The organism is Streptosporangium sp. NPDC051022, assembly GCF_040683035.1.
Lineage (GTDB): Bacteria > Actinomycetota > Actinomycetes > Streptosporangiales > Streptosporangiaceae > Streptosporangium.
On record NZ_JBFBCF010000050.1, the window covers coordinates 1 to 24,616 of the forward strand.

Genomic DNA, 24,616 nt, shown 5'->3' on the forward strand with positions numbered 1-24,616 from the left:
AGTTCCAGCGGGTACTTCCGCTTCCCCATGATCGAGACCTTTCCCATGATCCGTGGACCATGATCCAAAGCCTCCGGAAAAACGGGGGAAGCTCATTGCGGTACGGGTCGGGTTGCCATCGAATGACACATGGCGATGTGCTCACGGGGTTCTCTGATCAGGTGCGGCGGCACGGGCATGGGGAAGGGCCGCACCGCCGCACCGGCTTTCACGGAGTGAGCCGACCCACCCGACGCGGTCGCATCACCACCAGGGCATCGCTGAGCACGATCGTGGCGATGGAGCCGCCCGCCGCGAACTCGCAGTACAACGCGATGGGGTAGATGGGAGGCCGCCACCAGCGCTGACCGCCCGGCAGTGGTTCCAGATCGGCCACGCGCGCCCACAGCAGATCCGACGACGGCTGTGGTTCCTTCCAGTGTTCCCCTTGGAGTGGGATGAACTGGAAAACGCTGTAGCGAGCTCGCACGAACAGCAGGCCGTAGCCGTTGCCCAACTCCGCCGCAGGCCGTACGACCGCCTCCAGCAGTTCGGAGGAAGTCTCTGCTCCCTGTGCTGTCTCGCTCATGTTCGGGACCGTTGCGGAGGCACCGCAGGTGAATGCCGGGCACGCAGCCGCATGTAGCGCTGGGCGATGCGGTGCGCGGCCCGGTCGGGTTCGCTGGCGCGGTGTGAGGCGTAGCGCGGCTGCTTGAGAGTGGCGTCCCAGTCGTCGCACCACCAGAACCGGTCCCCGTTCGACCAGATCACCAGGCCGTACCACAGCGACACCAGGGCTAACCCGTAACCGGTGGTGACGTGGGAGGCGATCCCGTGATGCGCCAAGGCCCGGTGCAGCCGGTGGGCCGCCTGTTCCGCCCGCGTGCCGTACGGCATGGAGGACACGACTTCCCCTCACGCCGTCGCCGTCGTACCGGCGGCCACGATCAGATCCACGACCTGTCCGGGCTGCTCACGGTCGACCGACAGGGACTCGGAGACGTCGGGCAGGGAGATCACGTAGCAGTCGGCGCCCGGTCCCATGGTCACGGTGACGCCCCGCCGCCCCTCGCCGGTCACGACCAGCACGGGAGGGCAGTGGGTCAGCCACGACCGAAGCGGGGGACCGCCCGGGTGCCGGACGGTGTCCACGCGATTGGCGAACAGTCCCAGGCTGATCGTGTGGTCGCGACGGGCACGAATACCCTGCTTCCGGAGAAGCCGTTGCACGACGATCAGGGCCTTGCCCTGGGCGTCCATGACTGCCTCATCGCCGGAAGGGGACGGGCGTCCCTTGGAGCCGCGCATGGCGCTCATGACTCCAACTCCTCTTGGGCGCGGAGCCGCTGGGCGAGGACGGGAACGGTGTCGGCGTCGACCGTCTGGCAGAGGCCACGTTCCACCTCTTTGTCCGTGAGGTGCCGTCCGTTCCGGGTGGCCCACAGCCGCCCCTCGGAACTCCGCCAGATGCACCAGCCGGGGAACGCCGCCTGGAGGTCTTCCAGAATCACGGGAGTTGACATGGGGTAAGCGTCATTCTCTGAGAGTGACGAACCCAACTCATTCCAGAGACGTCCAGGACGTTTCAAAGTTAGAGTCGAAAACGTCCCTGACGTCCTCGCTTCCCCGAGGTGAATAGTGGCTAATGTCGCCTTACGCCGCGCAATGCTGGACGCAAAAGTAAACGATCAGCGCCTCGCTGACCATTGCGGGGTGGACGTCAAGACCGTGGCACGCTGGTTGCAGGATGAGGCGCGAATCCCGCATATGCGGCACCAGTGGGCCGTCGCTGAGGTTCTAGGAGTTGATTCGGCAGTGCTGTGGCCAGAGGCGATTCGCAACACCGTGAAGACCGGTCCCGACCGGGAGGTCTTGACCGTCTACCCCTACCGGTCGGCCTGCCCCAAGTCCGTCTGGCGTGGCCTGATCACCTCGGCCCGCAACGAGATCGTGTTCGCCGGATACACCAATTACTTCCTGTGGCTGGAACACCCAAACCTCGCCAAGGTCCTCAAGCGCAAGGCCGAGCAGGGCTGCAAGATCCGCTTTCTGATCGGCGACCCGGACAGCGACGTGACCCGGCACCGCGAGGAGGTGGAGAACGTCCCGCTGACGGTCTCCACCCGCATCCGGATCACGCTGTCGGAGATCGAGCAGGTTCGCGGGGTGCCGGGCATCGAGGCCCGGTACGGCGACGAGCACATCGCGATGAGCGTTTTCCGGTTCGACTCCGAGATGCTGGTGACGCCGCACCTGGCCAAGCTGGTCGGGCACGACTCGCCGATGCTGCACCTGCGCCGCTACCAGGACGACGGCCTGTTCGACCGCTTCGCCTACCACGCCTCCGAGCTGTGGAGCAACGGCCGCAACGTCTGGGCCGAGGAACCGAAAGAGCGCGCCGAGAGCGCCAGTTCTGGGTGACCAACTAAGTGACAACCGCCCCGGACGACGCCGGACGACGGTGGACTGTCCTGGACAGTACGCCCAGGTCAGAGGCGGTATAGGCCCTGATCGGGGACCCGCTCGGATCGCCTTACAAGCGAGATGTCACTGGTTCGAACCCAGTAGTGCCCACACGTCACGAAGCCCCATCCGAAGATTTCGGATGGGGCTTCGTGCCATCAACGCGCTGCTGGGCTCCACCGCAGCCGAGGCGGAAGGCCGAGCGCCTCCATGCAGTCGTGGAAGAGGCCGTTTCAGACGGACACGGCTGGTCTCAGGCGACCTTGACGGAGTGCGGGCCGACGCTGATCGTCACATCGACGTGCCCGCCCAGCGCAGCAGCATAGGCGCGGAGGGTTTCCAGCTCCATGGCGTCGAGATCGCCGTTCTCGATCTGGGAGACCCGTGACTGGGAGATGCCGAGTGCGGCGGCTACATCGGCCTGGGTCTTACCCAGTGACTTGCGCAGCTCTTTCAAGTGATACCCGGCCACGTACGCGTCCAGTTCGGCTTCGGCGGCGGCCTGTCGCTCGGGAGCGGCCAACTCGGGATGAAGCCGGTGGGCATCGGCCTTGATCTCCTGCCAGCGGCGAGCAGGGCTCATCGCCTGTCCTCCTTCGTTTTCTCGGCCGTCTTCTCCGCGCGGTATTCCGTGTAGCGGGACTTGGCCAGCGGGATCGCCTCGTCGTACCAGCGCGACCACTTGCCTGCCTTGTCTCCCGCCACGAGGAAGATCGCTTCTCTGTCGGGGTCGAAGATGAAGATGATTCTAATCTCTGACCGTCCTCGCGAGCCTGGGCGGAGCTCTTTGAGGTTGTTCAGGTCGTCGTCCTCCAGCGTGTCCACCAAGGGGCGGCCGAGAGCAGGGCCGACTTCGGCGAGCCGATCGATGGCCTTCTCGACGAGGACCGCCGAGTCTGGGTCACTCGCGCAGAGTTTGAGGAACCAGGAGTCCACGGGCTCCAGTAGAACGATCTCCCAAGCCATCTTCGAAATATAACCTCTGGCTCATATTTTGTCCGAAGGATCGACCGGAGGGTTCGAATGAGCTGGACGATCCTGTGAAGAGGGCTGGTCCTGGGTGACTAACTGAGTGACAACGACCACGGACGGGACTGGACACCGGTGGTTCGCCATGGACCGTACGCCCAGATCAGAACAGGCGTCCGTCTTGGTCAGGGCCTCGTTCGGATTGCCTTACAAGTGAGATGGCACCGGTTCGAACCCAGTGGCCCACCCGGTTCAAGGCGCTCTTCCGGCCTGGCTTGAGGGCTGCTGACCCCTGTTCGGGGGCGAGGCGGGAGCGGAGAGCGTTCCCGGTACGGCTTCGGCAAGCCGTACGGCGGAGGCGCCGACGATCGCCCACCCGTCCCGGAGCTCGTGGCCGAGCCGCTTCTCTGCGGTGACCTCCGGGACGGAGCCTTCGATGAGCCGTCCTTGTGCCTGTGGTGTAGCCGGGCCGTGGTGGCTGTCATGTGCCAGGGGCCCGGTACTCCACCTCCTGCCTCGTGGCCTCGTCGACCTCCTCCGGCGTCAGAAGGACGACCGTCTTCGTCCCCGCTCCACCGGCTGCCGACACCCTGAGACCCACGGCGGCCGAGGCCACATTGCTCGGCAGGTCGGCAATGATGTAGAGGTCGGTCTCGCCGAACGCGTAATACATCTGCTCGACCCGGCCGCCCACGCTCTCCACCATGCGCTCCACCACCTGGCGGCGTGTGGTGCCTCCGTCTCGAAGCACTCCCTTGAGGCCGTCCACGGTGTAATTCACCTTAATGAGGTATTTGGACATGACCAAGCTCCTCTCCCGTGCCGCCACCTCACGCCGGGGCGGCCACTGGGGTCACGGAGTCGAAGTTCTCGGCTTCGGGCGACGGTAATCCCACCCGCTGTACTGATTTCCCCTCGGAGGGTCAACGGATGACCCGCTTCCGCCCCGCCGGCCTGATCACCGCCGTTCTGCAGGGGAGACCGGTCATCGCTCACGGACTGCGGTTCGATCCGGTCCAGAGCTGGATCAGCACGGTCCAGCCGTTCGCCTCCAGCGCGCCCACATGGCTGGTGCGCATGTTGTCCGAGTCGATGTACTCCGTTGTTCGTTCCTGGTGCCCTTCGAAGGTCACCTCTTCAATCCCGGTGCTGTCCGCGCCGAGACGCGTCAACGCTTCGCGGGGTATGAGAGACCGGGCGAAGGTGACGCAGGAAACGTCGTAGAACGGGCCGTGCTTCGCAAGCCAGTTGAATTCCTTGTGCGAGGAGGTCACTGTAGCTCCCTTGATCGGCTATAGGTGATGATGGCGGTCGTCACCGACGGGGCGGCGTTGCTCACCGTGTCCCGGGAGACATGTGCGTGAATGACCAACCGAATGACAACCCCGTTTTCCCCGGAACGAGACCTCCCCGCGGAATTGACGGGTCTTCGGAACCGGACCTTGAGTAAGTTCACTCGGCAACTCATCCGGCACATCGGTTCGGGCCGCGAGCTACGCCTGACCATATAAAGGGACAATCTTCGTGAACCATCAAAGCTTGATCGGAAGTGTCGGAGGTCGGACACCGCAATCATCCTGACAACCGGATCTTCGGCCGGAGCCGGGTGTAGATAGAAGAGGTACCCGAGTCTGATCCGCCGCCTTCCAGGACGTCTCGAAGGCACGGCAAACAGCTGAGACGTAGGAGCCCCCCTTTGTCCTTCGCCGAGCACCTCCCGTCGACTTTCCGGGCGACCTTGGAAACCCTCAGGGAGGCTGATCGCCCGCTGCAGCCCGACGAGGTACGCGCGGCCGTCTCCCGGAGAGTCGCCATCGCTCCGGAACAGCAGAGCCCCAACGCTCATGGTCAGACCCGCTGGTGGGAGCAGGTGGTGCTCCGCACGGGTGAGGCGGCGTCGCTCGGCTGGGTTACCAAGAGGAACGGCTGGTCGATCACTCCCGCCGGGCTTCGGGCCCTGGAGGACTTCCCAGGGGACGAACTCGGCCGCGAGCTGGAACGACAGTACCGCGCCCGGCGGGTTCCCTCCTCGGAGCGGAAGTACACCGACCCCCGATGGAACCTGGTCCTGAAGGCACTGCGACTGCTGAAGCCCGGCACCTGGACGACCTATGGCGATGTGGCCAAGCTGGCCGGCATGTCGGCGCAGTCGATCGGCGCGTTCATGGCCGATGCGCCCGAGGCTGTCAACGCCCACCGGGTTCTCCAGGCCGACGGACGCATCTCCACGGGATTCCGTTGGCTGGACCCCGAACGGGGCGATGAGCCGCAGGCCGTCCTGGAAGAGGAAGGGGTGACCTTCGACCAGAGAGGCCGGGCGAACCTGGCACAGCGCATGACGGCTGATGATCTCCGTAAGGCACTCGGTGACATGGGGTCGGCTCCCGAAACGGCCGGCGAGCAGGCGGCCAGGGCCGACGACACCCCTGCGGCGTTCGAGCAGTTCCAGCAGAACCTCGGCTACGCGCGCCAGCTCGTACACGGGGGCCGGAATCTGGAACGGCTCGGGGTGGGGGCCTTCGACGTCAGCGATCTCTACCGGGCGGCCTGGACCCAGTCCGTCGCCGCCCTGGACCACTGGGTCACCCGGGAGATCGTCGACCGGGCGGTGGCCCTCGCGTTGCGGCCGGGTGTCGCACGCCCCCCGAAGTTCAGCAGGCTCTCGATCCCCGTCGAGCTCTTCGAGAAGGTCCACCATCACGACGAACCCCTCGGTGAGACATTCCGCGCTCATCTGGAGCAGGTCTTCGCGTTCATGACCTTCCAGAACCCGGACAAGATAAAGGAGGGGTTCGCCCACGTCAGCACAGTCAACCTCTGGGTGAGGGTCGCGGAGATCCTCACCGAGCAGGACCCGTCGTCGCCGGTCTCCTCCGACGGCGTCAGGAGCAAGCTGCGGGAGATCGCCTGGCGCCGGAACAACATCGCGCACACCGCCGACCACGACCCGGACCAGCCCGGGCGCAAAGCGGCGATCAGCGCGCGGGAGGCGGAGGAGACCATCTCATGGCTGGAGTCGATCGCCATCGCCATACAGCTGGCTCTCGGTGACCCTCTGCCGGCGGTCGACTACGACACCGCTCCGGCGGACGCGGGCGATCTCGAAGCCGTGCCCGTGACGAATCCGGAACGCCGGACGGGGGTCTCGCGAGGACAGAGCAAATGGGACGAGGAAAGTCTCCTGCGAGCGATCGAACAGTACTGCCCCCCGGAAGTGGCCCGTACTCTGCTGGCCGTCTACCGGCACGCCGAGCGCCATCCGTCGTTCCGGGGCTATGCCTTCGGTGAGGCCGAGTATCCCTCCGCCACGGCCTGGTTCGCTCTCGGCTCCGACGAGGCGGCCGTCTGGGGCATCTACACGGGAGTGAACAAGTCGGTCCTGTCGGTCAACTTCGAATGGATGCGTAACCGTGGGGCGTCTCCCGAGAAGCTTTTGCGTCTTGTCGACGCTCTCGCCGTCCTTCCGGGGTGGGCTCACGTGCGTGGGCAGCTCCTGGCCGCGAACTACGCCAAGCGGCCGTCACTCACTCCGCTCGCGCTCGCGCGACGTGAAGCGTCGGAGACCGTGATCTCCGCTCTCAACGAACTCCTGGCTGTCGAGGACGAAGCCTGAGACGGGGGCGGCCTGTCGGGAATCTGTCCGTGGTCTTCCGGTACCGGTGCGAGACGCCGTGCGCCGTACGGCCCGGCCCGGCTAAGCCGCTCTGCCTCGCCCGCGCCCGACTCTTCGCCCCGATGGGCACGCTGCCTCCGCGATGGCGTCCGTCGCGGAGGCGGCGCCCTTTCCGGCGCGGACCGTCCGGGCTGTCCGCCCAGGCCGGATACCACCGGTTTGCGCGTACGATTCCACGGTGGAGGTTCTGGAGCCGGAGGTGTGGCGGGCCCGGGCGGAGGCCCATCGGCGGCGAGTCGAGGTGTGGACGGTGCCGCACCTGGCGCGCAGGGCGCGAGGCGAGAGCCACCCCGTCGAGGACTTCCTGTTCACCTACTACGGGCATCGGCCGGCGCGGCTGCGGCAGTGGCATCCGGGCGCGGGGGTGGTTCTGAGGGGGGCGCGTGACTTCGGCCGCGACTACCTCGACACCCCGGAGGGAGCCACGCTCGACACCTCGGCGCTGATGGACAGGCGAGGGCCCACCGTCGAGTGGATCGCGCGGCTGCTGACCGCCACCGCGGCACGACCGGCATATCTGGGCTGTTTCGGGCTGCACGAGTGGGCGATGGTCTACAAGACCGCGGAGGTACGGCACGGCACCTGGCCGATGCGGCTCAGTGACGAGGAGATCGCGGAGGTCGTGGAGCAGCGGGGCGTGCGGTGCGGCCACTTTGACGCGTTCCGCTTCTTCACCCCTGAGGCGCGGCCGCTCAACGTGCTGCAGCCGACGCGGCAGCGGCAACACGAGCTGGAGCAGCCGGGCTGCCTGCACGCCAACATGGACCTGTACAAGTGGGCCTACAAGCTGTCGCCGCTGGTGAGCGGTGAGCTGGTCACCGACTGCTTCACGCTGGCCGGTGACATCCGCGCCGTGGACATGCGGGCCAGTCCGTACGACCTGAGCTCGCTCGGCTATCGGGCGATCCGGATCGAGACGGCCGAGGGGCGGGCCGAATACGCGGCCGAGCAGCGGGGGTTCGCCGAGCGGGCGCGACGCCAGCGGCAGCGCCTGATCGACGCCTGCGAACGGCTGCTCGCCGGCGCTCACCGCTCCTGATCCACTGATCCACAGCGGCAGGCATCGACGGCAAAAGGGATTGATCGTCAAGTGCCGGAGGGGTTCCGGCTAGCCTCCCGTGGTGAGCTTCGGCAACTTCGCCCGTAAGGTGCGTGACCCCGCGCTGCCCTATCGGCACCGGGTATCGGCACTCCGCTCCTACGTCCAGCTGTACCGTCCCCTTGGGTTCCTGGAGACGTTGAGTTTTCTCGAACTGAAGGCAGGGAGATTCCAGCGCGACGAGACGGCGTTGCTCCGCGCGCTCGAGGTGATCGAGGAAAGCAGAGCCGCCAGGGAAGCCGCGGTCCTGGCTTACGCGACGATACGCCGGGAGGCCAAACGGCAAGGCCGGAGAATCCCGCGTCGAGAGGATTTCAACCCGAACGCGCAGGATTACGGATACTGGTTCGGCGCTCCCGGAGAGGCCGCGCGGCACGCGTTGCGGTTCTGGCTCCAGCGGCGGTTACCTGGCCTGCGGCCCCTGACGGACCCGGTTCTTCTGGAGCTCAGCCAGTGTGTCAGCCTGTGCCTGGAGTCCGATGGCGAGCTGAGAACGGTTGAGAGGGACACCCTGGCCGCTCGGATGAACGGGCTTGAGCGGTCCGTGCAGTCGTGGGACTTACTGAAAATCGTCCGGCTTATCGGGGTCGCGATCGGTTCGGGGTGAGAAAAGCCATACCCGGACCGAAAGGGGGGTTCCGCTGTTTCCGGTGACTCGAAGTGTGAGCCTTTTGCTCTACAGGTGGGATGTCGCCGATTCGAGCCCGATGTGCTTCCACAGCCGGCTCCCGTGGCCCCGCGGATCGGGATCGCTTTTCAGGCCTGTTGTGAAGACCGGAGGCCGCTCTTCGGAAAAGAGGCGGGAGCGGATCGTGAAAAGCCTCCCCGCGCCCTGCCGATACGGTGCCCGCACGATGATGCCGGTACCTGCACCGGGACCGCCTGTGCCCGGAACGGCTTCCACGGACGTCTCACCCCGAGTATGATCCGCAGCCATGCCCGCCGCGGACATATCCCCGCCAAGGGCGAGACCGAATTCGGCTGCCCCCCACGCCGTGTTGAGAACGTACTGGCGTCAGTCTCGTGAGGAGCCTCGATGATCACCATCGAGCAGGCACAAGCACATCTCCCTGTCGGCACCCGGGTACGACACTGGGCCAACGGCAGGCTCGGCGCGGTCACCACGGGCCGGATCGGCGCCGACGGTGCCGACAGTGCCGACAGCACCGAGAAGCCCTACGACGCCAACCGGGACGGCGTGTGCTGCTCGATCCACGTGCAGTGGGACGAAGGCCGCGCCGAATGGGTCGGCACCGGGTGGCTGGAGAAGGTCACCGACGGTGAGCCCGACAAGGAGGCGGAGGCCGTCAACGCGGCGATGCGAGAGGGGGAACCGGCCCGGGGACCCGAGGAGCAGGACAGGGACGCGGCCAAGATGGCGCTGTGGATGGCCTATGTCGGCGACCGCGAGGACCTGCAGCGCTACCTGGCGAGGTGCACCCCGGAGAACCTGGAGAAGCTCGCGGCGGGAGGACGGCTCCTCACCGAGGAGGCGTGCGCGACCCAGCACGATCCGGCGCCGCTTGACGCCTGATCCGGGCGAACGCCGTCCCGTGGCCGGCTGTGTGTCGGCCTTCGGCCGGGCCGCCTCGATTCCGCCGGCCGGGCCGCCCCCGATGTTCCCGCTGATCGACTTGCGGGGAAAGGCGTCAGTTCACCGGTGGCGGTCGGCGGAGCGCCTCCGGTCTCGTGATCGCGGGTTGGGCGTCAGCCACCGGTGTCGTCGCCGGTGTCACTCGGGCTACGCGTGGGGCGGTCCATCTATCCCAAAAGGCATATATCGGGCATTTTTGGTCGCGCTACGATAGAACTGTTCGAATAGGCGTCATGAAGTCGCGCCCGGCGGGCAGGTACCTCCGGAAGGTGTGCCGTGTCCGGTGAGAGCGAGCGGACGGCGCCGGCCGTCGGTGGCCAGGTCTGTGACAGGCCGGGTACCGCGGTGGTTGTTCCTGTCGCCCTGTGCGCGGTGGGCTCGCCCGCCACGAGCGGGACCGGCGCACGGGCCACCGATCCAGGGGCCTTCGGAGCGGCGGGGCCGAGGGGAGACGGGGGGCGCAAAATGATCAATGTTTTCATCTCCGTGTTGGTCGCGATCCTGGTGCTGGGCATGATGTGGCTGGGAGTCGGAGTTCGGATCGTCAAGCAGTTCGAGCGGGGCGTCGTCTTCCGGTTCGGGCAGGTCAGGCCCGAGGTCCGTGGTCCGGGGCTCGCCCTGATCGTGCCGATCGCCGACCGTCTGCAGAAGGTCAACATGCAGATCGTCACCATGCCGGTGCCCGTTCAGGACGCCATCACCCGTGACAACGTGACGGTCCGCGTGGACGCCGTCATCTACTTCCGGGTCGTCGACCCGGTACGGGTGATCGTCAACGTTCAGGACTACGAGTCCGCCATTCGCCAGGTGGCGCTGGCCTCGCTGCGTTCGATCATCGGCAAGAGCGATCTGGACGACCTGCTGTCCAACCGGGAGCGGCTCAACCAGGGGCTGGAGCTGATGATCGACAGTCCGGCCGTGGGCTGGGGCGTGCACATCGACCGCGTCGAGATCAAGGACGTGGTCCTTCCCGACACGATGAAGCGGTCCATGTCGCGGCAGGCCGAGGCGGAACGCGAACGACGCTCCCGCGTCATCACCGCCGAGGGGGAACTGCAGGCCTCGCAGAAGCTGGCCCAGGCCGCGACGACGATGGCCGTACAGCCCGCCGCGCTGCAACTGCGCCTGCTCCAGACCGTCGTCGAGGTCGCCGCCGAGAAGAACTCCACCCTCGTGCTGCCCTTCCCCGTCGAACTGCTCCGCTTCCTGGAACGCCTGACACCCCCCGAGACCGACCGGTCCGCCGACCAGGCCGCTCCGGCCCTTCCCGGTGGCGTGCCGACATCGGCCGGTCAGCTTCCCCAGGACACCCGCATCCCCGACCAGATCGCACCCAACGGCGCGGAAGCCGGCCGGTAGGTCGTTCCCCCGCCGCCCGGGAGGGGCGGCGCCGGGATGCCGGAACGGGGGAGACGCCGAGGGGCGCCGAGGGGCGCCGGGGAACAGCGGGGACAGCGGGGACAGCGGGGAGATCGGGGGCCAGGTGGTCAGGCGGCCGGGCAGGAGACTCCCCGGGCGGGGACCCTGCCGTCGAACAGGTAGCCCTCGACGGCGCCGGTGACGCACGTGCCGCCGGTCGGGTAGGCGCCGTGCAGGTCGCCCTCGTAGGTGACCAGTACGCCGTTGGTGAGCTGCCCGCTCAGGCTCGCCGCGCCACTGAGCGGCGCGGCCGGGTCCTTCGCGGAGCCGATCACCACGATCGGGGCGGCGCCGGTGTGCCCGACCGTACGGCCCTCGGGGTCGACGGGCACCGGCCAGTGCGCGCAGACGGGGACCAGGTAGGCGGTCGACGGGGTGAACAGGCCGAACAGCGGGGAGATCCGGGTCAGCTCGGCCTGGAGCCGGACCAGGTCCCGCCGGGCGGGCCGCTCCCGGTCGCGACAGTAGACCGCGCTGCTGTACATGGACGGGGCGAGGCCCGCGTAGGGAAGGTAGGTGCCGTTCTGGCGCCCGTTGAGCGCGTCGGCCATCTCCAGCAGGGGGGCGCCGTCGCCCTTGACCGCCTTGGCGACCCTGAGCTCCAGCTCTTCCCAGTACGGCTGGGCGGTAGCGCCCAGCAGAGCGGTGATCGCCAGGTCGGCGGTCAGCCGCCGGTCGCCGACCGTGAGCGGCCCGCGCCTGAGGCGCTCCACCAGCCCCTCGACGGCCCGGTTGGCCGCCTTGACGTCCTTGCCCAGGTCACAACCGTTCTTGACGCACCCCTCCAGGAACCTCTCGTAGGAGAGCTGGAAGGCGGTGGTGAGCCGTTTCTCCAGCTCCATGATCGACTGCCGTGGGTCGAGCCCGGCGTCCAGCACCATCCGGCCGACCCGCCGGGGGTACAGCGTGGCGTAGACGCCGCCGAGGACGCTGCCCAGGGACATCCCGTAGTAGTCGAGCCTGCCCTCGCCCAGCGCCGCGCGCAGCAGGTCCATGTCCCTGGCCACGTCGCCCATGCCCGCGTGCGGCAGGATCCGGCCCGACTCCTTCTGACAGTCGCGGACGAAGGCCGTGATCCCCCGCAGGTACGCCTTGCGGCCGACCGGGTCGTCGATGCCGGGGCCGAGGGTGAACAGGCGGTCGAGCGCGGCGTCCGAGCCGCAGGTCACCCGGGAGGTACCGCCCGAGCCGCGCGGGTCGAAGGAGACCAGGTCGTAACGGCTGCGCAGGGCCGCGTACCTCTCGTGGCCCGTGGCCAGGGCGACGACGCCGTTACCGCCGCCGCCGAAGTTCATCACCAGCGAGCCCAGCCGGTCGCCGGTGGCCTTCGCCCTGATCACCGCGACGTCGACTGTTCCGGCGCCGGGTCTGTCGTGGTCGAGCGGCACGGTCAGCGTGCCGCACTCCAGACCCGGGGCGGGGACCGGCAGCCCGGAGCACGCCCGCCAGGAGATCGAGGGCGGGGCGGCGGCCGTGGCGGCGTTCGAGGCGGTGGCGGGGACGACGGTGGCGGACAGGAGTGTCAGCGCCGCCGCCACCGGCGGCACCCAGGATCCGGGAAATTGGAGAGTCACAGTGATCGCCTTTCGGGGCGGGAGATCCTTACGGCGACCCTCCCAGCGACGCTCCCACGATTCCTCCTCAGCCAGGACGAACCGGTCTCCCGCGCTGTCCTCCTCCTGGCCGACGCCCAAAAGACCGCAGATTCCGCGAGATCAATACCAAAGGCGATCGGGACCCCGCCAAAGGTTCATCATTGCGGGAGACCGCCGGAAAACATCTGCGCCGCACGCTTCCCCTCTGGCAGCCTCGGGGGAGGTTCCGGGGCGAATGCCGAAGAGATGGAAGGCCGGCGTCTCATGGAGATTCTGCGGGCGAACCGCGTTCTGCTGAATCGGCTGCTGCCGGGTGTCGCACTGGAGGATCTCACCGTTCACCGGGGACAGTTCCACCAGGTGGTGGTCGGTCCGGACCGTGTCGTGCGCCTGCCCCGTACCGCGGCCGCGGCCGTCCGGCTGCCCCGGCGCGCGGCTGTGCTGCGCGTCCTCGCCGAACTCGATCTCGGCTTCGGCACGCCCCGGCCGCTGCTCGAAGGCGGCATGCCAGGTGCGGAGGAGCAGCCGTTCCTCGTTCTCAGCCGTGTTCCCGGCGCGCCGCTGGGGGCCGGTGCGCTCAAGGATCCCGATGTGGCCGCGGCCGTGGCGGCGCAGTACGTCACGCTGCTCACGGCACTGGCCGGGGCCGTCTCCGACGAGAGGGCACGGGCCGTCCTGACGACACCGCGCGACCGTTGGCGGCGGTTCGCCGCGGACGTCCGAGCCGAGTTGTTCGGGCTCATGTCCGATCACGGGCGGCAACGGGCCGAGCGGGAACTCGCGGCTCTCGACGACCTTCCCCACCTTGCCGAGGCCGTGGTGCACGGGGATCTCGGCGCCGAGAACGTCCTGTGGGAGGACGAGGACGGGCTGCCACGACTCGGCGGGGTGGTCGACTGGGACGAGGTCGCGATCGGTGATCCAGCCGAGGACCTGGCGGCCGTCGGCGCCGGTCACGGCGAGGACCTCCTGGGCCGGATACTCGCGCTCGGCGGCTGGTCGGACAAGGAGACGGTCGCCCGTGTCGCCGCGATTCGCGGAACCTTCGCCCTGCAACAGGCTCTGTCGGCGTACCGTGACGACGACGAGGAAGAACTGGCGGACGGCCTGTCCGGCTACCGGATTGCGGGCCAGTTCGAGAAATTCCTGGCGCATCCTCCGGGAGGACGGCACAGAAATTCTTCCGATGAAAACGAAACAAAGGAATCGAGCCATTGATTTCGTGTACAAGGGTGGATCAGGTCTCCCGGGAGTGGGAAATATTTCTTTCGCGCCTCCGGGTGAGAATCGGCACAGTTGTTTTGGCCTGCTTTTCGAAAGTGTCGTCCCACCCGTCACCCGGAGCGCTGAAGCCGTACGCCTGGAAGACCTCCCGGCCGGGGGCGGCGATCTCGTTCGCGGGGAGAACCCGCCCGTTCATCTCTTCACCGCTCAGAACCGCTCGAACGGTTTCCTCACCGTTCAGCCCGCCGCCTCGTCCGCCGCGCTCCTGCGGATGGACGCCTGGAGTTCGGCCTCCTCGTCGCCGCCGAGGGCCGTCATGGCCGCGGGAAAGGCCTCGCACAGATCCACCATGACGTCGAGGACCACCTCGTCCAGGAGTTCGCCGAGGACCGACGGTCCCGTTTTGGAGCGCGCGCCGGCCAGCCGTGGCCCGTTGACCATGCTCCGGGCGATCCGCTCCAGTTCCTCCGGGGTAAGGATCACCCGCGGGTCCCAGGGGCGGCTCTGGTCGAAGCGCTGCTCGTCGAACTCCTCGATCTTCAGCTTGAGGGTCGGCCGGCGTTCGGGGGCCAGAGGGGTGTCGGGCCGCAGGACGATCCCCTCGGCCGTGTTGTCCGGCACGTCGGGCAGCCCGAGCGTCCTCGGAACGCGGGTGGGGAAGCGGCGCGGCAGGGCGTCGAGATCCGGCCGGGTTCCTCTGGCGAGCAGCGGCACGACGTCGAGGCCGGCTTCGGCGGCGATCGAGGCGACGTCCGCGTAGGGCAGGAAGACGCCGGAGTCGTCCGGGGCCTCGTGACGCAGCACGTCGAAAAGGGCGAAGCGGATGTCCGGGCTGTACCAGATGCCGGTTTGTACCGGGGTGGCACTCGGCATCGGCGGGACATCGGGGTGTGGGTAGTGGCCGCCGTACAACTCGCCGTAGACACGTACGGCCGCGCCGCCCCGGGACAGGGCGGCCTTCGCGGCCCTGGCGAGGCCGTCGCGCAGAAGCTGCCAGCCGAAGAACGGCTCGTCGTCACGTAGCCACGTCTTGCGCTTGCCCACGGACAGCTTCCGGCCGTCGTAGGCGATCACCATCTGGGCCCCGTGGACTTTCTCGGTCGCCGTCCAGGGGCCGCCGACGACCGTCTCACCGGACCGCTCGGCCGCTGGGATCTTGGGATAGGGCAGGTGCCGCATCGGAGCAGTATGGCCGAGACGCGATCGGCGAGGCATGCCATTATCCCCCCTGATATCGGGTTATCAAGGGGGATAATGGGGCGGCCCCGGTCCCGAACCGGTTCGGGAGGACCGTGATCCTGTTTCCTCAGGGAACCCTTGGGGAGCTCGATACGCAGGTCGGCTCGCCGGGCCGTGCGGGGACGTTGATGGCGTTCCACGCGGCCCTGACCGTTTGGTACAAGGCGCAACTGGTCGGGGAGAGGACTTTGGCGGCCTGGAGGGTGGCCAAGCGTTCCTTGGCGTACGTCCAGGGAGCGGTCTTGAGCAGGAGCGCGCCGTAATAGACCTCCGCGGCCCTGCGGATGCCGACGCCGGTCAGGGACGAGGGACCGGAGCAGACGGGACTGGCGGGCCCGCCCGTCGGGTTGGTTCCCTCGGCGAGCAGGTAGAACCAGTGGTTGTGCGGCCCGCCGCTGGGGGGCGAGGCGGTGTAGCAGTTCGGTTCGCCCAGCAGGGCGGGGTTGTACATGTTGCGGACCGGACCGCTGCCCGCGACGTCCACCTCCTCGCCGATCAGGTAGTCCGGTTCGTCCAGGGCCGGCGGGTGGTTGACGTAGTGCTCGGCCAGCGTGCCGAAGATGTCACCGCCCGACTCACTGAGGGCGATGGCCTCCGGGGCGTTCCCGCCGTTGGAGCCGGAGTACTCGAAGACGGCGTGGCCGTACTCGTGCCCGACCAGGTCGAGCGAGGTGAGCTGCTTGGTGTTGGCCTGGTTGTGGCCGAAGACGACGGCCGTGCCGTTCCAGTAGGCGTTGATGGAGTTCAGGCCGACGCTCGCCGGATAGGAGCGTCCGCTTCCGTCGTGGCCGTTGCGCCCCAGCCAGTTACGCAGCATGTCCCACTGCTTCTGTGCGGCGAACAGGACGTCGACGCAGGCGGTCTCCAGGTTGGTGCCCGACCCGTTGCCCCAGGTGTCGGTCGTCTTGACATAGGGGCCGCTGTTCACGCGGCCGCAGCGGAGGGAGGGACGGGTGGGGTCCGTCATGGAGTACGAACTCCCCGAGGCCGTGGTCTGGATGGTCACCGGGTTGCCGTTGTAGAAGCTGTTGCCGGTGCCGTAGCGGACCTGGTCGTAGGAGTCGAAGACCGTCCCGTCGTGCGCGTCGACGAAGACGCGCAGCGCCTTGGGAGCCTGGTCCGTGCCGCCGGTGACGGCCACCTCCCAGGCCAGCCGGGGCCGCTCGGCCGCGGCGTGGACCACCAGGACGGGCGTGCCGACCTCGCGCACGACCGCGACCTCGGCCCGGGCGACGGCCGCCGCGCGCCGGGCGTCGATCCGGGCCGTGGTGTCGACGCCCTCCAGTACGGCCCGCTGGCCGGTGGTCACGGCGTTCACCACGGATCCGCCGCTGTCGGTGGACACGATCACGTCGCCGCCGTACACCGGCAGCCCGTGATGGGTCCGCCGGTACAACAGGTACTGCAGGCCCCGGACACCCGAGGTGACCTCGGGGCGTTCGAAGGCGTCGCCGGGACCCGCGCGCAGTTCCCGGGCCTGTGCGACGAGGGCTCTGTCGGCGGAGGCGACCGCGCGCTCACGCGCCTGGAGGGTGGGTGGTGCGAACGCGCTGGGTGTGTCCGCGTCGGCCTGCCGGACGGTGGGAACGGTCTCCGCCGCCGCGGCGCCCACAGCCTCCGCGCCGCTCGTCAACATCGATGCGCCCATGGCGACGGCCGTCACGAAAGCGGTCGCCCCAAACTTGATTTTAGGGTTCATTCGCAATGACTCCTTGTTCGCAAGGAGCCGTGGCCGGCCAGGGCTGCCCCAACGGTGACACCGGTATCGGGGGAGGAGAACCCAATGAATTCCCATATCTTTGTCATATGGCCGTTCCCGGGAAAGGGGGAAAGAGCGCCGAACGCCCGGCGGCCATTTCAGGTTAAGGGGTGACGGCCGATCGGATAAACCGTTTCCCGACTGTCGCGCGATCCTCGCCCGTGCGCCCGGCGGGCAGTCCGCCCGTGGCAGAGGGTCTGCCCGGCGCGGAATGCACACGACCGGCACGGTACGGCATCGGCATATCCGCGCGTCAGGGCGGCCGGTGCCCCCGGTACGGGCGGGGCCGATACCGGGCCCGGCCGGCGGAGAGCTGTTTTTCTTATCGCATTTGAATCCGTGAAAACGGTGATGAGCTGCCGAAATCCCCGCCGCCGGAAGTCGATCACTGATTTCGCCCGCATGGGTCCGCGGGAAGGGGGAAGTCTTCCCCGCGCCCCTCGGGGGAGGAGCGCGGGCGACAGGTGTTCCTCGGTCCCGGCGGGGCGGGCAGAAGCACTTCTTCCAACTGCCGATGGTTCCCGACCAAGCCTTATGGAGGACAAGGTGACGCCGACAGAGCGCGACGATTTCCACGAAGTACCGCCGGGCGGATCCGGCAGGTCACGCCGCCGCATTCCACGCCCGCTGGCCCTGGCCGCCGCCGTCCTGGTGGCGTCGGGGGGCGTCGGAGGGGCCGCGGCGGCGGCATCGCCGGCCCCCGCCCCGACGGGGTCCGACACGCCGGCTCCCACCCCGACCGGGTCCGACACGCCCGCTCCCACCCCGACCGGGTCCGACACGCCCACCTCGCCCCCGGCTCCGACCCCGACCGAGGTCCCCGTCCCGATCCCCACCCCGACGCCCACCGCCACCGCGGCGCCTCGCATACCCCCGCTGGCCTTCCCCGGCACCCTGCACGGAGAGTTCGTCATTCCGGCGAGGGACGGCTGTGGCTTCACGGTGTTCACCCAGACAGGGGAGGCGACCGCTCTGGCGCAGGAGTCGATCACGGTGAAGAGCCAGGACGGCTTCGAGAAGGTGTACACGATCAACGACACCACCAAGATCCTGGTGGGCAGGCGGGGCAGCGAGATCAGGCAGGGGGACTGGGTCTCGGTGACAGCCACGACCACGCAGGAGACGGCGACGGCCGCCTACGTCTTCGACCTGACGCGGCCCAGCAGGAGCTTCTGGCGCGGCAACGGCTGGTGGCTCCCCAACCACTGGCGGCCGGGCGGCAAGTGGCGCACCCCCACTCCCTGCCCCACACCGCCCACCCCGACCCCGACCCCGACGCCCACGGAAACCCCGACCCCCACCCCGACCTCCACAGAGACCCCGGCACCCACAGAGACACCCACAGAGACACCCACCGAGACACCCACCGGGACGCCGACGGCCCCCACTTCCGAGCCGACTTCCACGGCGACGGACACCCCGGCCCCCACTCCGACCGCGACCCCCTGAGGCCGTACCTCCGGGAAACTCTCACGACGGTCGCGGCGGGACACCCCGCCGCGGCCGTTCCGGCGCCCGGCGGCGTGAACGTCCGCGTGCGCGGAGCCCGAGCGTCCATGCGGACCGGTCTCGGCGCCCGCGCGGCGGGGAGCATCAAGTCTTTCCCAAAGATGTCTGTGTGGAAGATGACGCGTCAGGTCGCTGCGCCTGGTCGATACCGGGAATGGCTCTCAGACGGTGCCCGTCGGTCGTCGTCCGGCCGGCGTCCGTTCGGCGCGTTCGAAATGTCCGGGGGAAGACCATGAGTGAACTCGTCGCGATCGCCTACCCGCGTGTGGACAGCGCGGTTCAGGCCAGGGACAGGCTGCTGGCGCTCCAACAGGAGAAATCCGTGCAACTGGCGGACCTGGCGCTGGTCGAGCATCGGAGCGACGGCGGGCCCATCGTGCACGCCACCCACCACAAGGTCTCCACCTACGCCACCGAGGGGGCGGTGGCGGGAGCGCTGCTCGGGCTGGTCGCGCTCGGGCCGATCCTCGGCATCGCCCTGGCCGCGGCCGGTTTCGCGGCTGCGGCGGTGGGAGCGGGCGTCCTGGGGACGGGTACGGCGACGCTGGCCGGAGCCGGGATCGGGGCGGCCCTGGGCGAGGAGAACCCCAACAGCCTCGACATCGACTTCGTCAAGGAACTCGGCGAGCACCTGCCCGCCGGTGGCGCCGCCCTGTTCCTGCTGCTGACCACCGACATCGACGAGGTCATCGCCGCGGTCGCCCCGTACGGCGGGCACGTCATCCGCTCAACGCTCAACGCGACCGAGGAGGAGCGCCTCCAGACGGCCATCGCCACGGCCCAGGCGAGGGGGAAGACCCAGGCGCAGGGGGAGTCCCGGTCACCGGAGGAAACGGGCTCGGCGGACTCACCCGGGTGAACGCCGGTCCGTCGGAGGCGGCCGGGAACACTGGGGAACACCAGGGAACACCGGGGAACGCCGGGGGAAATCGCTTGGCCGATCCGGACGGCGCCCTGCACGATGGCCGGATGAGCTGGATCGCTCCGGAGATCACACGCACCGACGAACCGTTCGCCGAAATCGTGGGTGACGAGCGCTCGCTGGCGGACGCCTGGCTGAACTTCCATCGGCAGACGCTGCTGTGGAAGTGCGGGGGGCTGAACGTCGAGCAGCTCAAACTCCGGTGTGCGGAACCGTCGAACCTGTCGCTGCTGGGCCTGGTCCGGCACATGGCCGAGGTGGAGCGTGACTGGTTCCGCACCAGATTCGCCGGGCAGCGGGCCGGCTACCTGTACTGCAGCGACGACGATCTGAACGCCGAGTTCGCCGTGGACGCCGCCGACGCGGAATCCGACTTCGCCGCGTACGCCCGCGAGATCGAACTCGTCCGCCGGACGACGTCGGGCCGTTCCCTGGACGAGACGTTCGTCGATCCACGACGTGGGATCGAGATGAGCCTGCGCTGGGTCTACTCCATCATGATCCAGGAGTACGCCCGCCACAACGGCCACGCCGACCTCCTGCGCGAACGCATCGACGGCGCCGTCGGTCACTGAGCCGGGTCACCGGGCCGGGCGCCGCCCAACGGCGCCGATCCGTTCCGTTCCACCGCCCACCGCACCGGCGTTTCGGGGGCCACGGACACGGTGCGGGTGTGCGGTCACAGTGGTGCGGGGGACGCGGGCGTTCGCGGTACCGGCTCCGCCGAATCGCTCGTCCGTGAACACGACCGCGTTTTCAACGGTGCGCGGTGTGCCGGAAAAGCGGTGTGCCGGAAAAATCAGATGTGACGGGACACGGTGGTCGGTAGCGTTGCACGTGGTTCATCGGACCTGGAGTGAATACGGGTCGAAGGGCGTCGGTTATCTCCTGAAAACAGATTCCGCCGGTGCTCGTCCCCATATCCGTCTTCTCTCCCGGTTCGGTGAACCGATCAGGTCCGGTGCCGGCACGGGTCGAAGCGCGTCGGTTATCGACTCATAATCGGGCGGTCGCGGGGTTCGAATCCCCGCCACGGGGATTACGGCCCCGTGTAGCTCAGCGGCAGAGCACCTCACGGCCGGTGTGCGTCCCCACATCCGTGCCGGCACCGGACCTGATCATGGGGGAGCGGGTCGAAGTCGCATCGGTTATCGATTCAGGACGGAAACGCGGGGTTCGAATCCCCGCCGCGGGCCGATGGTCTGTGTGGTTCAGAGGTAGAACGCCGTAAAGAGCCGGTGCGCGTCCCCACATCCGCTCCCCTTTTCCATATCCGCTCCAGGGCGGGTCGAACGAAGGAGAACAAAGGAGAACGGCATGACGCGTGACCCCCTCGCGAAGGTCTCCACGATCGCGACACCGCAGACGCGGCGTATTCCCGGCAGGAAGGACCAGGTCCGTAACAACGCCGGTGGATACGGTTTCGCCAAGGACACCTGGACCCGGCTGGAGGACTTTCTGGTCCTGGGCACCACCGGCGGCACCTACTACGTGGACCGGGACACGCTGACGGCGCAGAACGCCGATGTGCTGTTCGCCGCGATCGACGAGGACGGGCCACGTGTCGTCTCCCTGATCGTGGACGTCTCCACCGCCCGGCCGCCCCGCGCGCCCAAGCCTCGTCCGGGGATCTTCGCGCTCGCCGCCGCCTTCGCCCACGGCGGTCCCGACACCCGGCAGGCGGTCAAGGAGGCGTTCCCGCTGGTCGTACGGACCACGGACCATCTGGCGGCGTTCGTCGGCTACCTCAAGAACCTCGGTGGCAAGCCGTCCCGCAACGGCTCCGCGCCGGTCGTGGGCCGCGCCCTCCGTACGGCCCTCGCCTCCTGGTTTCTGCGGGACGAGCCCGACGCGGTCGCCTTCCGCGCGTGCAAGGCGATGCGGCGCAGGACGCCTGCCGGGGAGGAGTTCTCCCTGCGGGACGCGCTGCGCATCGCCCACCCGAAGGCCGGTACCGCCGAGCAAAAGGCGCTGTTCGGGTGGATCGCCGGGAACATCGCCGACGACCGGGCCCGTGAGCTGCTGCCCGCCGTGGACCGGTTCCTGATGGCCAGGGCGGTCACCACCCCGGCGGAGGCGGTCCGCGCGGTCACCGACCTGCGGGTGCCGTGGGAGTTCCTGCCCGACGCGATGCTGACCGAGCCCGCCGTGTGGGAGGCCCTGGTGGACACGGTCGGTATGACCGCGCTCATCCGCAACCTGGCGAAGATGACCCGCGTCGGCGCGCTGCGGCCCGGGGGCGACGCGACCCGCCGCGCGGTCGCGCGTCTCACCGATCGCCGGGCGTCGGCCAGGGCGCGTGTCCACCCCATGGACCTGTTCCTGGCGCTGCGGGTCTACGCCTCGGGGCAGAGCCGGCCGAACCCGCGGGCCGACCTCCAGAGGTGGCAGCCCGTGCCCGCGATCTCCGACGCGCTGGAGAAGGCCTACGAGCTGTCGTTCGGCCACGTCCGCCCCTCGGGCAGGCGGCTCCTGGTCGCCGTCGACTCGTCGGGGTCGATGGCGTATGGCGGTGTCCTCGCCGGCGGGTCACCGCTCGGCACGGTCTACGAGGTCGCCTGCGCCATGGCCGTCATCCTCGCGCGCGTCGAGGGCGACAACGTCCATGTCATCGACGTCGACACCTCCGTTCACCCCTCGAAGGTGACGCCGCGTACGAACCTGCGGGAGATCTCCTCCTGGCGGCCGTCCGGCGGCGGCACGGATCTGGCACTGCCGTTCGAGTGGGCGCGGAGCAGGAGGCTGTACGCGGACGGCATCGTGGTGCTAACCGACAACGAGACGTGGGCGGGCCGCTCGCACGCCGTTCAGTCACTGGCCGCCTACAGGAGGTCCGTCAATCCGGAGGCCCGTGTCGTGGTCGCGACGATGACCCCGGCGGGCCACTCGATCGGCGACCCCGGTGATCCGGGCGTGCTCAACGTGGCGGGCGTGGACGCGTCGCTGCCGATGATCGTCAACGGTTTCGTCCGGGGCTGACCGGGGCTGACCGGGGACGGGCGCGGTCCGCGCGAGCCGTACCCACCGGTGGCCCGCCGTGCCGTCCGTACGGCGGGCCACCGCGAAGACCGATTTGCCTCCCGTTGAGGGAACCGATGTGTAACCATGCCTGTCATCGCAGGTCAGGGCGGTAAAAGAGATGACCGGACGGTCATGTGGGCTGTCTCGCCACAGGGGGGCGAGGTTACCCTCCCAGCATGAGCGGCGACACCGACCGGCGAGCGGGTACCCGGGTTCGACGCCTCCGTCATCACCGTCATCACTCGTCGCCGACCCGGATCGCCGTCACGGGCCACCGGGATCTCGCCCTCGAGACGGCGTCGCTCGTCGACGCAGAGGTGAGGGCGGTTCTACGGCCCTACGCTCCCGGGTTCGTCGGGATATCCTGCCTCGCGGACGGCGCCGACCAGATCTTCGCCACCGCGGTTCTCGACCTCGGCGGCACGCTGGAGGTCATCGTCCCCGCTCACGACTACGGTGAGGCGTCCTTCCACACGCTGCTCCGCAGGGCTCGCGAGATCCGCAGGCTGCCCTTCGACACGTCGTCACCCCGCGCCTACGCCGCGGCGAACGAGTTGCTGATCGAGTCGGCGGACCTGCTCGTCGCCGTGTGGGACGGGTGTCCCGCGCGGGGAGAGGGAGGGACGGCCGAGGCGGTCGAGGCCGCCACGCGGCGCCGGGTGCCGGTGCGGGTGATCTGGCCGCCGGGGGCCGTCAGGGGCCACCGGAACGCGGCGCCCGAAAGCCCGGGAACGTCCCCCGGAGACGAGGAGGCGACGCGCGGGGAACCCCCGGAACGGTGGGAGAGGCGGGAGTGACGCCCGAGATCCCGAGGATGCCCCCGGAGAGGTGGGAGTGACACTCGGGAGCCCGGGAACGCCCCCGGAGAGGCGGGAGTGATGCCCGAGGGCCTCGGAATGTCGCCCGGAGGCGCGAAACCGACATCTGGGAGCCACGGAAGGCCCCCAGGAGAGGCGGGGACGACCTCCGGCGGTTCCGGAACCCCGGGTATGGCGGAACCGTAATTCCACCCCTGAGCTGCGGGGTCTTGACATCGTCCGGGAGTTTGGTTCACCTCAAGACGTGGAGGTGCTTCCCGAGTCCGAGTTCCCCGCTCTGTACCGCTCCGCCGACCGCACTGCCATAACCAGCCAGCGCAGGCTGCTGACCGCCACGGGGATTCGCCTTGTGTTGCTGATGCTGGCCGCCTTCTGTGGCTCGTTCAGTTTTCCCCCGAGCGGGCCGAACGTGACGGCCATGATCGCCGCCGCGGCGATGGGGGTGGCCCTGGTCACCGAGGTCTACCTGCTGACGACGCGTCCGGACCGGCGGTGGTACGAGGCGCGTGCCGCCGCGGAGTCGGCCAAGACGCTGGCGTGGCGTTACCTGGTCGGCGGTGAGCCGTTCGGCCTGGACGGCCCGGCGGCGGGACGGCGGGACGGCACGGTGACGGGAAGGCCGGACGGCGCGGCGGGTGGCAGGGACGGCGCGGCGGCGGGCGGTCGGGAAGCCCGCAACGGCGGCGTCCCGCAGCAGGACCACACGCCCGACCGGCTTCTCCTCCGCAGGTTCAGCAAGATCACCTCGGATCTGCGCAGCGTCGCGCCCGTCTCCGTCGTCGACGGGGACGTTCAGGTGACGGCGGGGATGCGCGCGATCAGGGCGCTCTCGCTCGACGAGCGCAAACACCACTACATGGTGGGGCGGCTGGACGACCAGCGGGCGTGGTACGCGGCGAAGGCGAACCTGCACGAGCGGCGCGCGGCCGCGTGGCTGGTCGGGGTGGCCACGGCCGAGGCGCTGGGCCTGGTCACCGCCGCGATCAAGGCCGCCCTCGGCACGAAGGGCGTGGACATCGACCTTCCCGGAGTCTTGGGCGCGGTGGCCGCCGCGGGCGTAGCCTGGCTGCAGACGCGTCAGCACCAGCAGGTCGCCAGCGCCTACGCGATCGCGGCCCTGGAGCTCGGGGACATCGTGGTCCGCGCGGCCTGGCCGTCGACCGAGGCCGAGTGGGCTCACTTCGTGGACGAGGCCGAGGAAGCCATATCGCGCGAACACATGCTTTGGTCTGCATCTCACGCTTAGGGGGATTTCAGCGCAAAAGAGGATTAACGACGCCTTTGGTGGGCTTGGTGAGGTTAGGCATTCCGAACTTATGACCGGGGGTAGAGA

The 24,616-nt window shown here is 68.7% G+C and carries 24 protein-coding genes; 13 read left to right on the forward strand and 11 right to left on the reverse strand.

From position 1 onward, the window contains the following. Positions 1–208 precede the first annotated feature (208 nt). The 4 genes from AB0N02_RS44310 to AB0N02_RS44325 are packed head-to-tail and all read right to left on the reverse strand — an operon-like array spanning position 209 to position 1,502. The gene (locus AB0N02_RS44310; protein ID WP_363960613.1) at positions 209–568 is read right to left on the reverse strand and encodes a hypothetical protein; all 360 of its coding nucleotides are present in this window, start codon (positions 566–568) and stop codon (positions 209–211) included. Further along, a complete protein-coding gene (locus AB0N02_RS44315; protein WP_363960615.1) occupies positions 565–885 on the reverse strand; it encodes a hypothetical protein in 321 nt (106 codons plus the stop codon). The genes AB0N02_RS44310 and AB0N02_RS44315 overlap by 4 nt, the downstream gene beginning before the upstream one ends. Before the next feature lie 9 nt (positions 886–894). Then, a complete protein-coding gene (locus tag AB0N02_RS44320; protein WP_363960617.1) occupies positions 895–1,296 on the reverse strand; it encodes a hypothetical protein in 402 nt (133 codons plus the stop codon). Beyond that, on the reverse strand, positions 1,293–1,502 hold the full coding sequence (locus AB0N02_RS44325; protein WP_363960619.1) for a hypothetical protein: 210 nt from the start codon (positions 1,500–1,502) through the stop codon (positions 1,293–1,295). Before AB0N02_RS44325 ends, AB0N02_RS44320 begins: the two co-directional genes overlap by 4 nt. Positions 1,503–1,794: 292 nt before the next feature. On the opposite strand from AB0N02_RS44325, the gene AB0N02_RS44330 reads away from it, so the two are divergent. Next, positions 1,795–2,400 (forward strand): hypothetical protein, encoded by a 606-nt coding sequence (locus tag AB0N02_RS44330; RefSeq protein ID WP_363960621.1) that lies wholly within the window; start codon positions 1,795–1,797, stop codon positions 2,398–2,400. Positions 2,401–2,695: 295 nt separating this feature from the next. On the opposite strand, the gene AB0N02_RS44335 is transcribed toward AB0N02_RS44330, so the two are convergent. From AB0N02_RS44335 to AB0N02_RS44350, 4 genes are all read right to left on the reverse strand, one after another. Continuing rightward, positions 2,696–3,025 carry a helix-turn-helix transcriptional regulator gene (locus AB0N02_RS44335; protein WP_363960623.1) on the reverse strand — a complete coding sequence of 110 codons (330 nt, stop codon included), beginning with the start codon at positions 3,023–3,025 and terminating at the stop codon, positions 2,696–2,698. Continuing rightward, complete coding sequence (locus tag AB0N02_RS44340; protein ID WP_363960625.1) at positions 3,022–3,408, reverse strand: type II toxin-antitoxin system RelE/ParE family toxin; 387 nt, start codon at positions 3,406–3,408, stop codon at positions 3,022–3,024. The genes AB0N02_RS44335 and AB0N02_RS44340 overlap by 4 nt, the downstream gene beginning before the upstream one ends. Before the next feature lie 484 nt (positions 3,409–3,892). After that, positions 3,893–4,213: a GYD domain-containing protein gene (locus AB0N02_RS44345; protein ID WP_363960627.1), complete on the reverse strand. Its 321-nt coding sequence runs from the start codon at positions 4,211–4,213 to the stop codon at positions 3,893–3,895. 190 nt (positions 4,214–4,403) lie between these two features. Continuing rightward, positions 4,404–4,685: a DUF6461 domain-containing protein gene (locus AB0N02_RS44350; RefSeq protein WP_363960629.1), complete on the reverse strand. Its 282-nt coding sequence runs from the start codon at positions 4,683–4,685 to the stop codon at positions 4,404–4,406. A gap of 464 nt (positions 4,686–5,149) precedes the next feature. On the opposite strand from AB0N02_RS44350, the gene AB0N02_RS44355 reads away from it, so the two are divergent. From AB0N02_RS44355 to AB0N02_RS44375, 5 genes are all read left to right on the forward strand, one after another. Beyond that, complete coding sequence (locus tag AB0N02_RS44355; protein ID WP_363960631.1) at positions 5,150–7,024, forward strand: MGMT family protein; 1,875 nt, start codon at positions 5,150–5,152, stop codon at positions 7,022–7,024. Between the two features lie 238 nt (positions 7,025–7,262). Continuing rightward, positions 7,263–8,123, forward strand: a complete 861-nt coding sequence (locus AB0N02_RS44360) for a 3-methyladenine DNA glycosylase (RefSeq protein WP_363960633.1) — start codon at positions 7,263–7,265, stop codon at positions 8,121–8,123. Between the two features lie 82 nt (positions 8,124–8,205). Further along, positions 8,206–8,790: a hypothetical protein gene (locus tag AB0N02_RS44365; protein ID WP_363960635.1), complete on the forward strand. Its 585-nt coding sequence runs from the start codon at positions 8,206–8,208 to the stop codon at positions 8,788–8,790. Positions 8,791–9,219: 429 nt separating this feature from the next. Further along, complete coding sequence (locus tag AB0N02_RS44370; protein ID WP_363960637.1) at positions 9,220–9,717, forward strand: hypothetical protein; 498 nt, start codon at positions 9,220–9,222, stop codon at positions 9,715–9,717. 525 nt (positions 9,718–10,242) lie between these two features. Continuing rightward, on the forward strand, positions 10,243–11,136 hold the full coding sequence (locus tag AB0N02_RS44375) for a slipin family protein (protein WP_363960639.1): 894 nt from the start codon (positions 10,243–10,245) through the stop codon (positions 11,134–11,136). Between the two features lie 128 nt (positions 11,137–11,264). On the opposite strand, the gene AB0N02_RS44380 is transcribed toward AB0N02_RS44375, so the two are convergent. Next, a complete protein-coding gene (locus AB0N02_RS44380; protein ID WP_363960641.1) occupies positions 11,265–12,770 on the reverse strand; it encodes an alpha/beta hydrolase in 1,506 nt (501 codons plus the stop codon). Positions 12,771–13,055: 285 nt separating this feature from the next. Here AB0N02_RS44380 and vph point away from each other — a divergent pair, with 285 nt between their 5' ends. Then, the gene (gene vph / locus AB0N02_RS44385) at positions 13,056–14,009 is read left to right on the forward strand and encodes a viomycin phosphotransferase (protein WP_363960643.1); all 954 of its coding nucleotides are present in this window, start codon (positions 13,056–13,058) and stop codon (positions 14,007–14,009) included. A 243-nt stretch (positions 14,010–14,252) separates the two neighbouring features. On the opposite strand, the gene AB0N02_RS44390 is transcribed toward vph, so the two are convergent. Then, positions 14,253–15,194, reverse strand: coding sequence for an RNA ligase family protein (locus AB0N02_RS44390; RefSeq protein WP_363960645.1), 942 nt, complete (start codon positions 15,192–15,194; stop codon positions 14,253–14,255). A 127-nt stretch (positions 15,195–15,321) separates the two neighbouring features. Further along, entirely contained in the window at positions 15,322–16,953 is a 1,632-nt protein-coding gene (locus AB0N02_RS44395; RefSeq protein WP_363960647.1) for a M4 family metallopeptidase, read from the reverse strand. A 606-nt stretch (positions 16,954–17,559) separates the two neighbouring features. Here AB0N02_RS44395 and AB0N02_RS44400 point away from each other — a divergent pair. From AB0N02_RS44400 to AB0N02_RS44425, 6 genes are all read left to right on the forward strand, one after another. After that, a complete protein-coding gene (locus tag AB0N02_RS44400; protein WP_363960649.1) occupies positions 17,560–18,462 on the forward strand; it encodes a hypothetical protein in 903 nt (300 codons plus the stop codon). A 292-nt stretch (positions 18,463–18,754) separates the two neighbouring features. Further along, entirely contained in the window at positions 18,755–19,381 is a 627-nt protein-coding gene (locus tag AB0N02_RS44405; RefSeq protein ID WP_363960651.1) for a DUF1269 domain-containing protein, read from the forward strand. Positions 19,382–19,491: 110 nt separating this feature from the next. Beyond that, positions 19,492–20,019 (forward strand): DinB family protein, encoded by a 528-nt coding sequence (locus tag AB0N02_RS44410; RefSeq protein ID WP_363960653.1) that lies wholly within the window; start codon positions 19,492–19,494, stop codon positions 20,017–20,019. 742 nt (positions 20,020–20,761) lie between these two features. Continuing rightward, positions 20,762–22,423: a TROVE domain-containing protein gene (locus AB0N02_RS44415; protein ID WP_363960655.1), complete on the forward strand. Its 1,662-nt coding sequence runs from the start codon at positions 20,762–20,764 to the stop codon at positions 22,421–22,423. 218 nt (positions 22,424–22,641) lie between these two features. Beyond that, positions 22,642–23,262 carry a hypothetical protein gene (locus AB0N02_RS44420; RefSeq protein ID WP_363960657.1) on the forward strand — a complete coding sequence of 207 codons (621 nt, stop codon included), beginning with the start codon at positions 22,642–22,644 and terminating at the stop codon, positions 23,260–23,262. Between the two features lie 265 nt (positions 23,263–23,527). Beyond that, a complete protein-coding gene (locus AB0N02_RS44425) occupies positions 23,528–24,529 on the forward strand; it encodes a DUF4231 domain-containing protein (RefSeq protein WP_363960659.1) in 1,002 nt (333 codons plus the stop codon). Positions 24,530–24,616: the final 87 nt, after the last annotated feature.

Bases quoted from the DNA above. Each gene is read 5' to 3' on its own strand.
- AB0N02_RS44310 (WP_363960613.1), bottom strand. From the start codon at position 568: ATGAGCGAGACAGCACAGGGAGCAGAGACTTCCTCCGAACTGCTGGAG.
- AB0N02_RS44320 (WP_363960617.1), bottom strand. From the start codon at position 1,296: ATGAGCGCCATGCGCGGCTCCAAGGGACGCCCGTCCCCTTCCGGCGAT.
- AB0N02_RS44325 (WP_363960619.1), bottom strand. From the start codon at position 1,502: ATGTCAACTCCCGTGATTCTGGAAGACCTCCAGGCGGCGTTCCCCGGC.
- AB0N02_RS44335 (WP_363960623.1), bottom strand. From the start codon at position 3,025: ATGAGCCCTGCTCGCCGCTGGCAGGAGATCAAGGCCGATGCCCACCGG.
- AB0N02_RS44340 (WP_363960625.1), bottom strand. From the start codon at position 3,408: ATGGCTTGGGAGATCGTTCTACTGGAGCCCGTGGACTCCTGGTTCCTC.
- AB0N02_RS44345 (WP_363960627.1), bottom strand. From the start codon at position 4,213: ATGTCCAAATACCTCATTAAGGTGAATTACACCGTGGACGGCCTCAAG.
- AB0N02_RS44370 (WP_363960637.1), top strand. From the start codon at position 9,220: ATGATCACCATCGAGCAGGCACAAGCACATCTCCCTGTCGGCACCCGG.
- AB0N02_RS44375 (WP_363960639.1), top strand. From the start codon at position 10,243: ATGATCAATGTTTTCATCTCCGTGTTGGTCGCGATCCTGGTGCTGGGC.
- vph (WP_363960643.1), top strand. From the start codon at position 13,056: ATGGAGATTCTGCGGGCGAACCGCGTTCTGCTGAATCGGCTGCTGCCG.
- AB0N02_RS44390 (WP_363960645.1), bottom strand. From the start codon at position 15,194: ATGCGGCACCTGCCCTATCCCAAGATCCCAGCGGCCGAGCGGTCCGGT.
- AB0N02_RS44395 (WP_363960647.1), bottom strand. From the start codon at position 16,953: ATGAACCCTAAAATCAAGTTTGGGGCGACCGCTTTCGTGACGGCCGTC.
- AB0N02_RS44405 (WP_363960651.1), top strand. From the start codon at position 18,755: ATGAGTGAACTCGTCGCGATCGCCTACCCGCGTGTGGACAGCGCGGTT.
- AB0N02_RS44410 (WP_363960653.1), top strand. From the start codon at position 19,492: ATGAGCTGGATCGCTCCGGAGATCACACGCACCGACGAACCGTTCGCC.
- AB0N02_RS44415 (WP_363960655.1), top strand. From the start codon at position 20,762: ATGACGCGTGACCCCCTCGCGAAGGTCTCCACGATCGCGACACCGCAG.
- AB0N02_RS44420 (WP_363960657.1), top strand. From the start codon at position 22,642: ATGAGCGGCGACACCGACCGGCGAGCGGGTACCCGGGTTCGACGCCTC.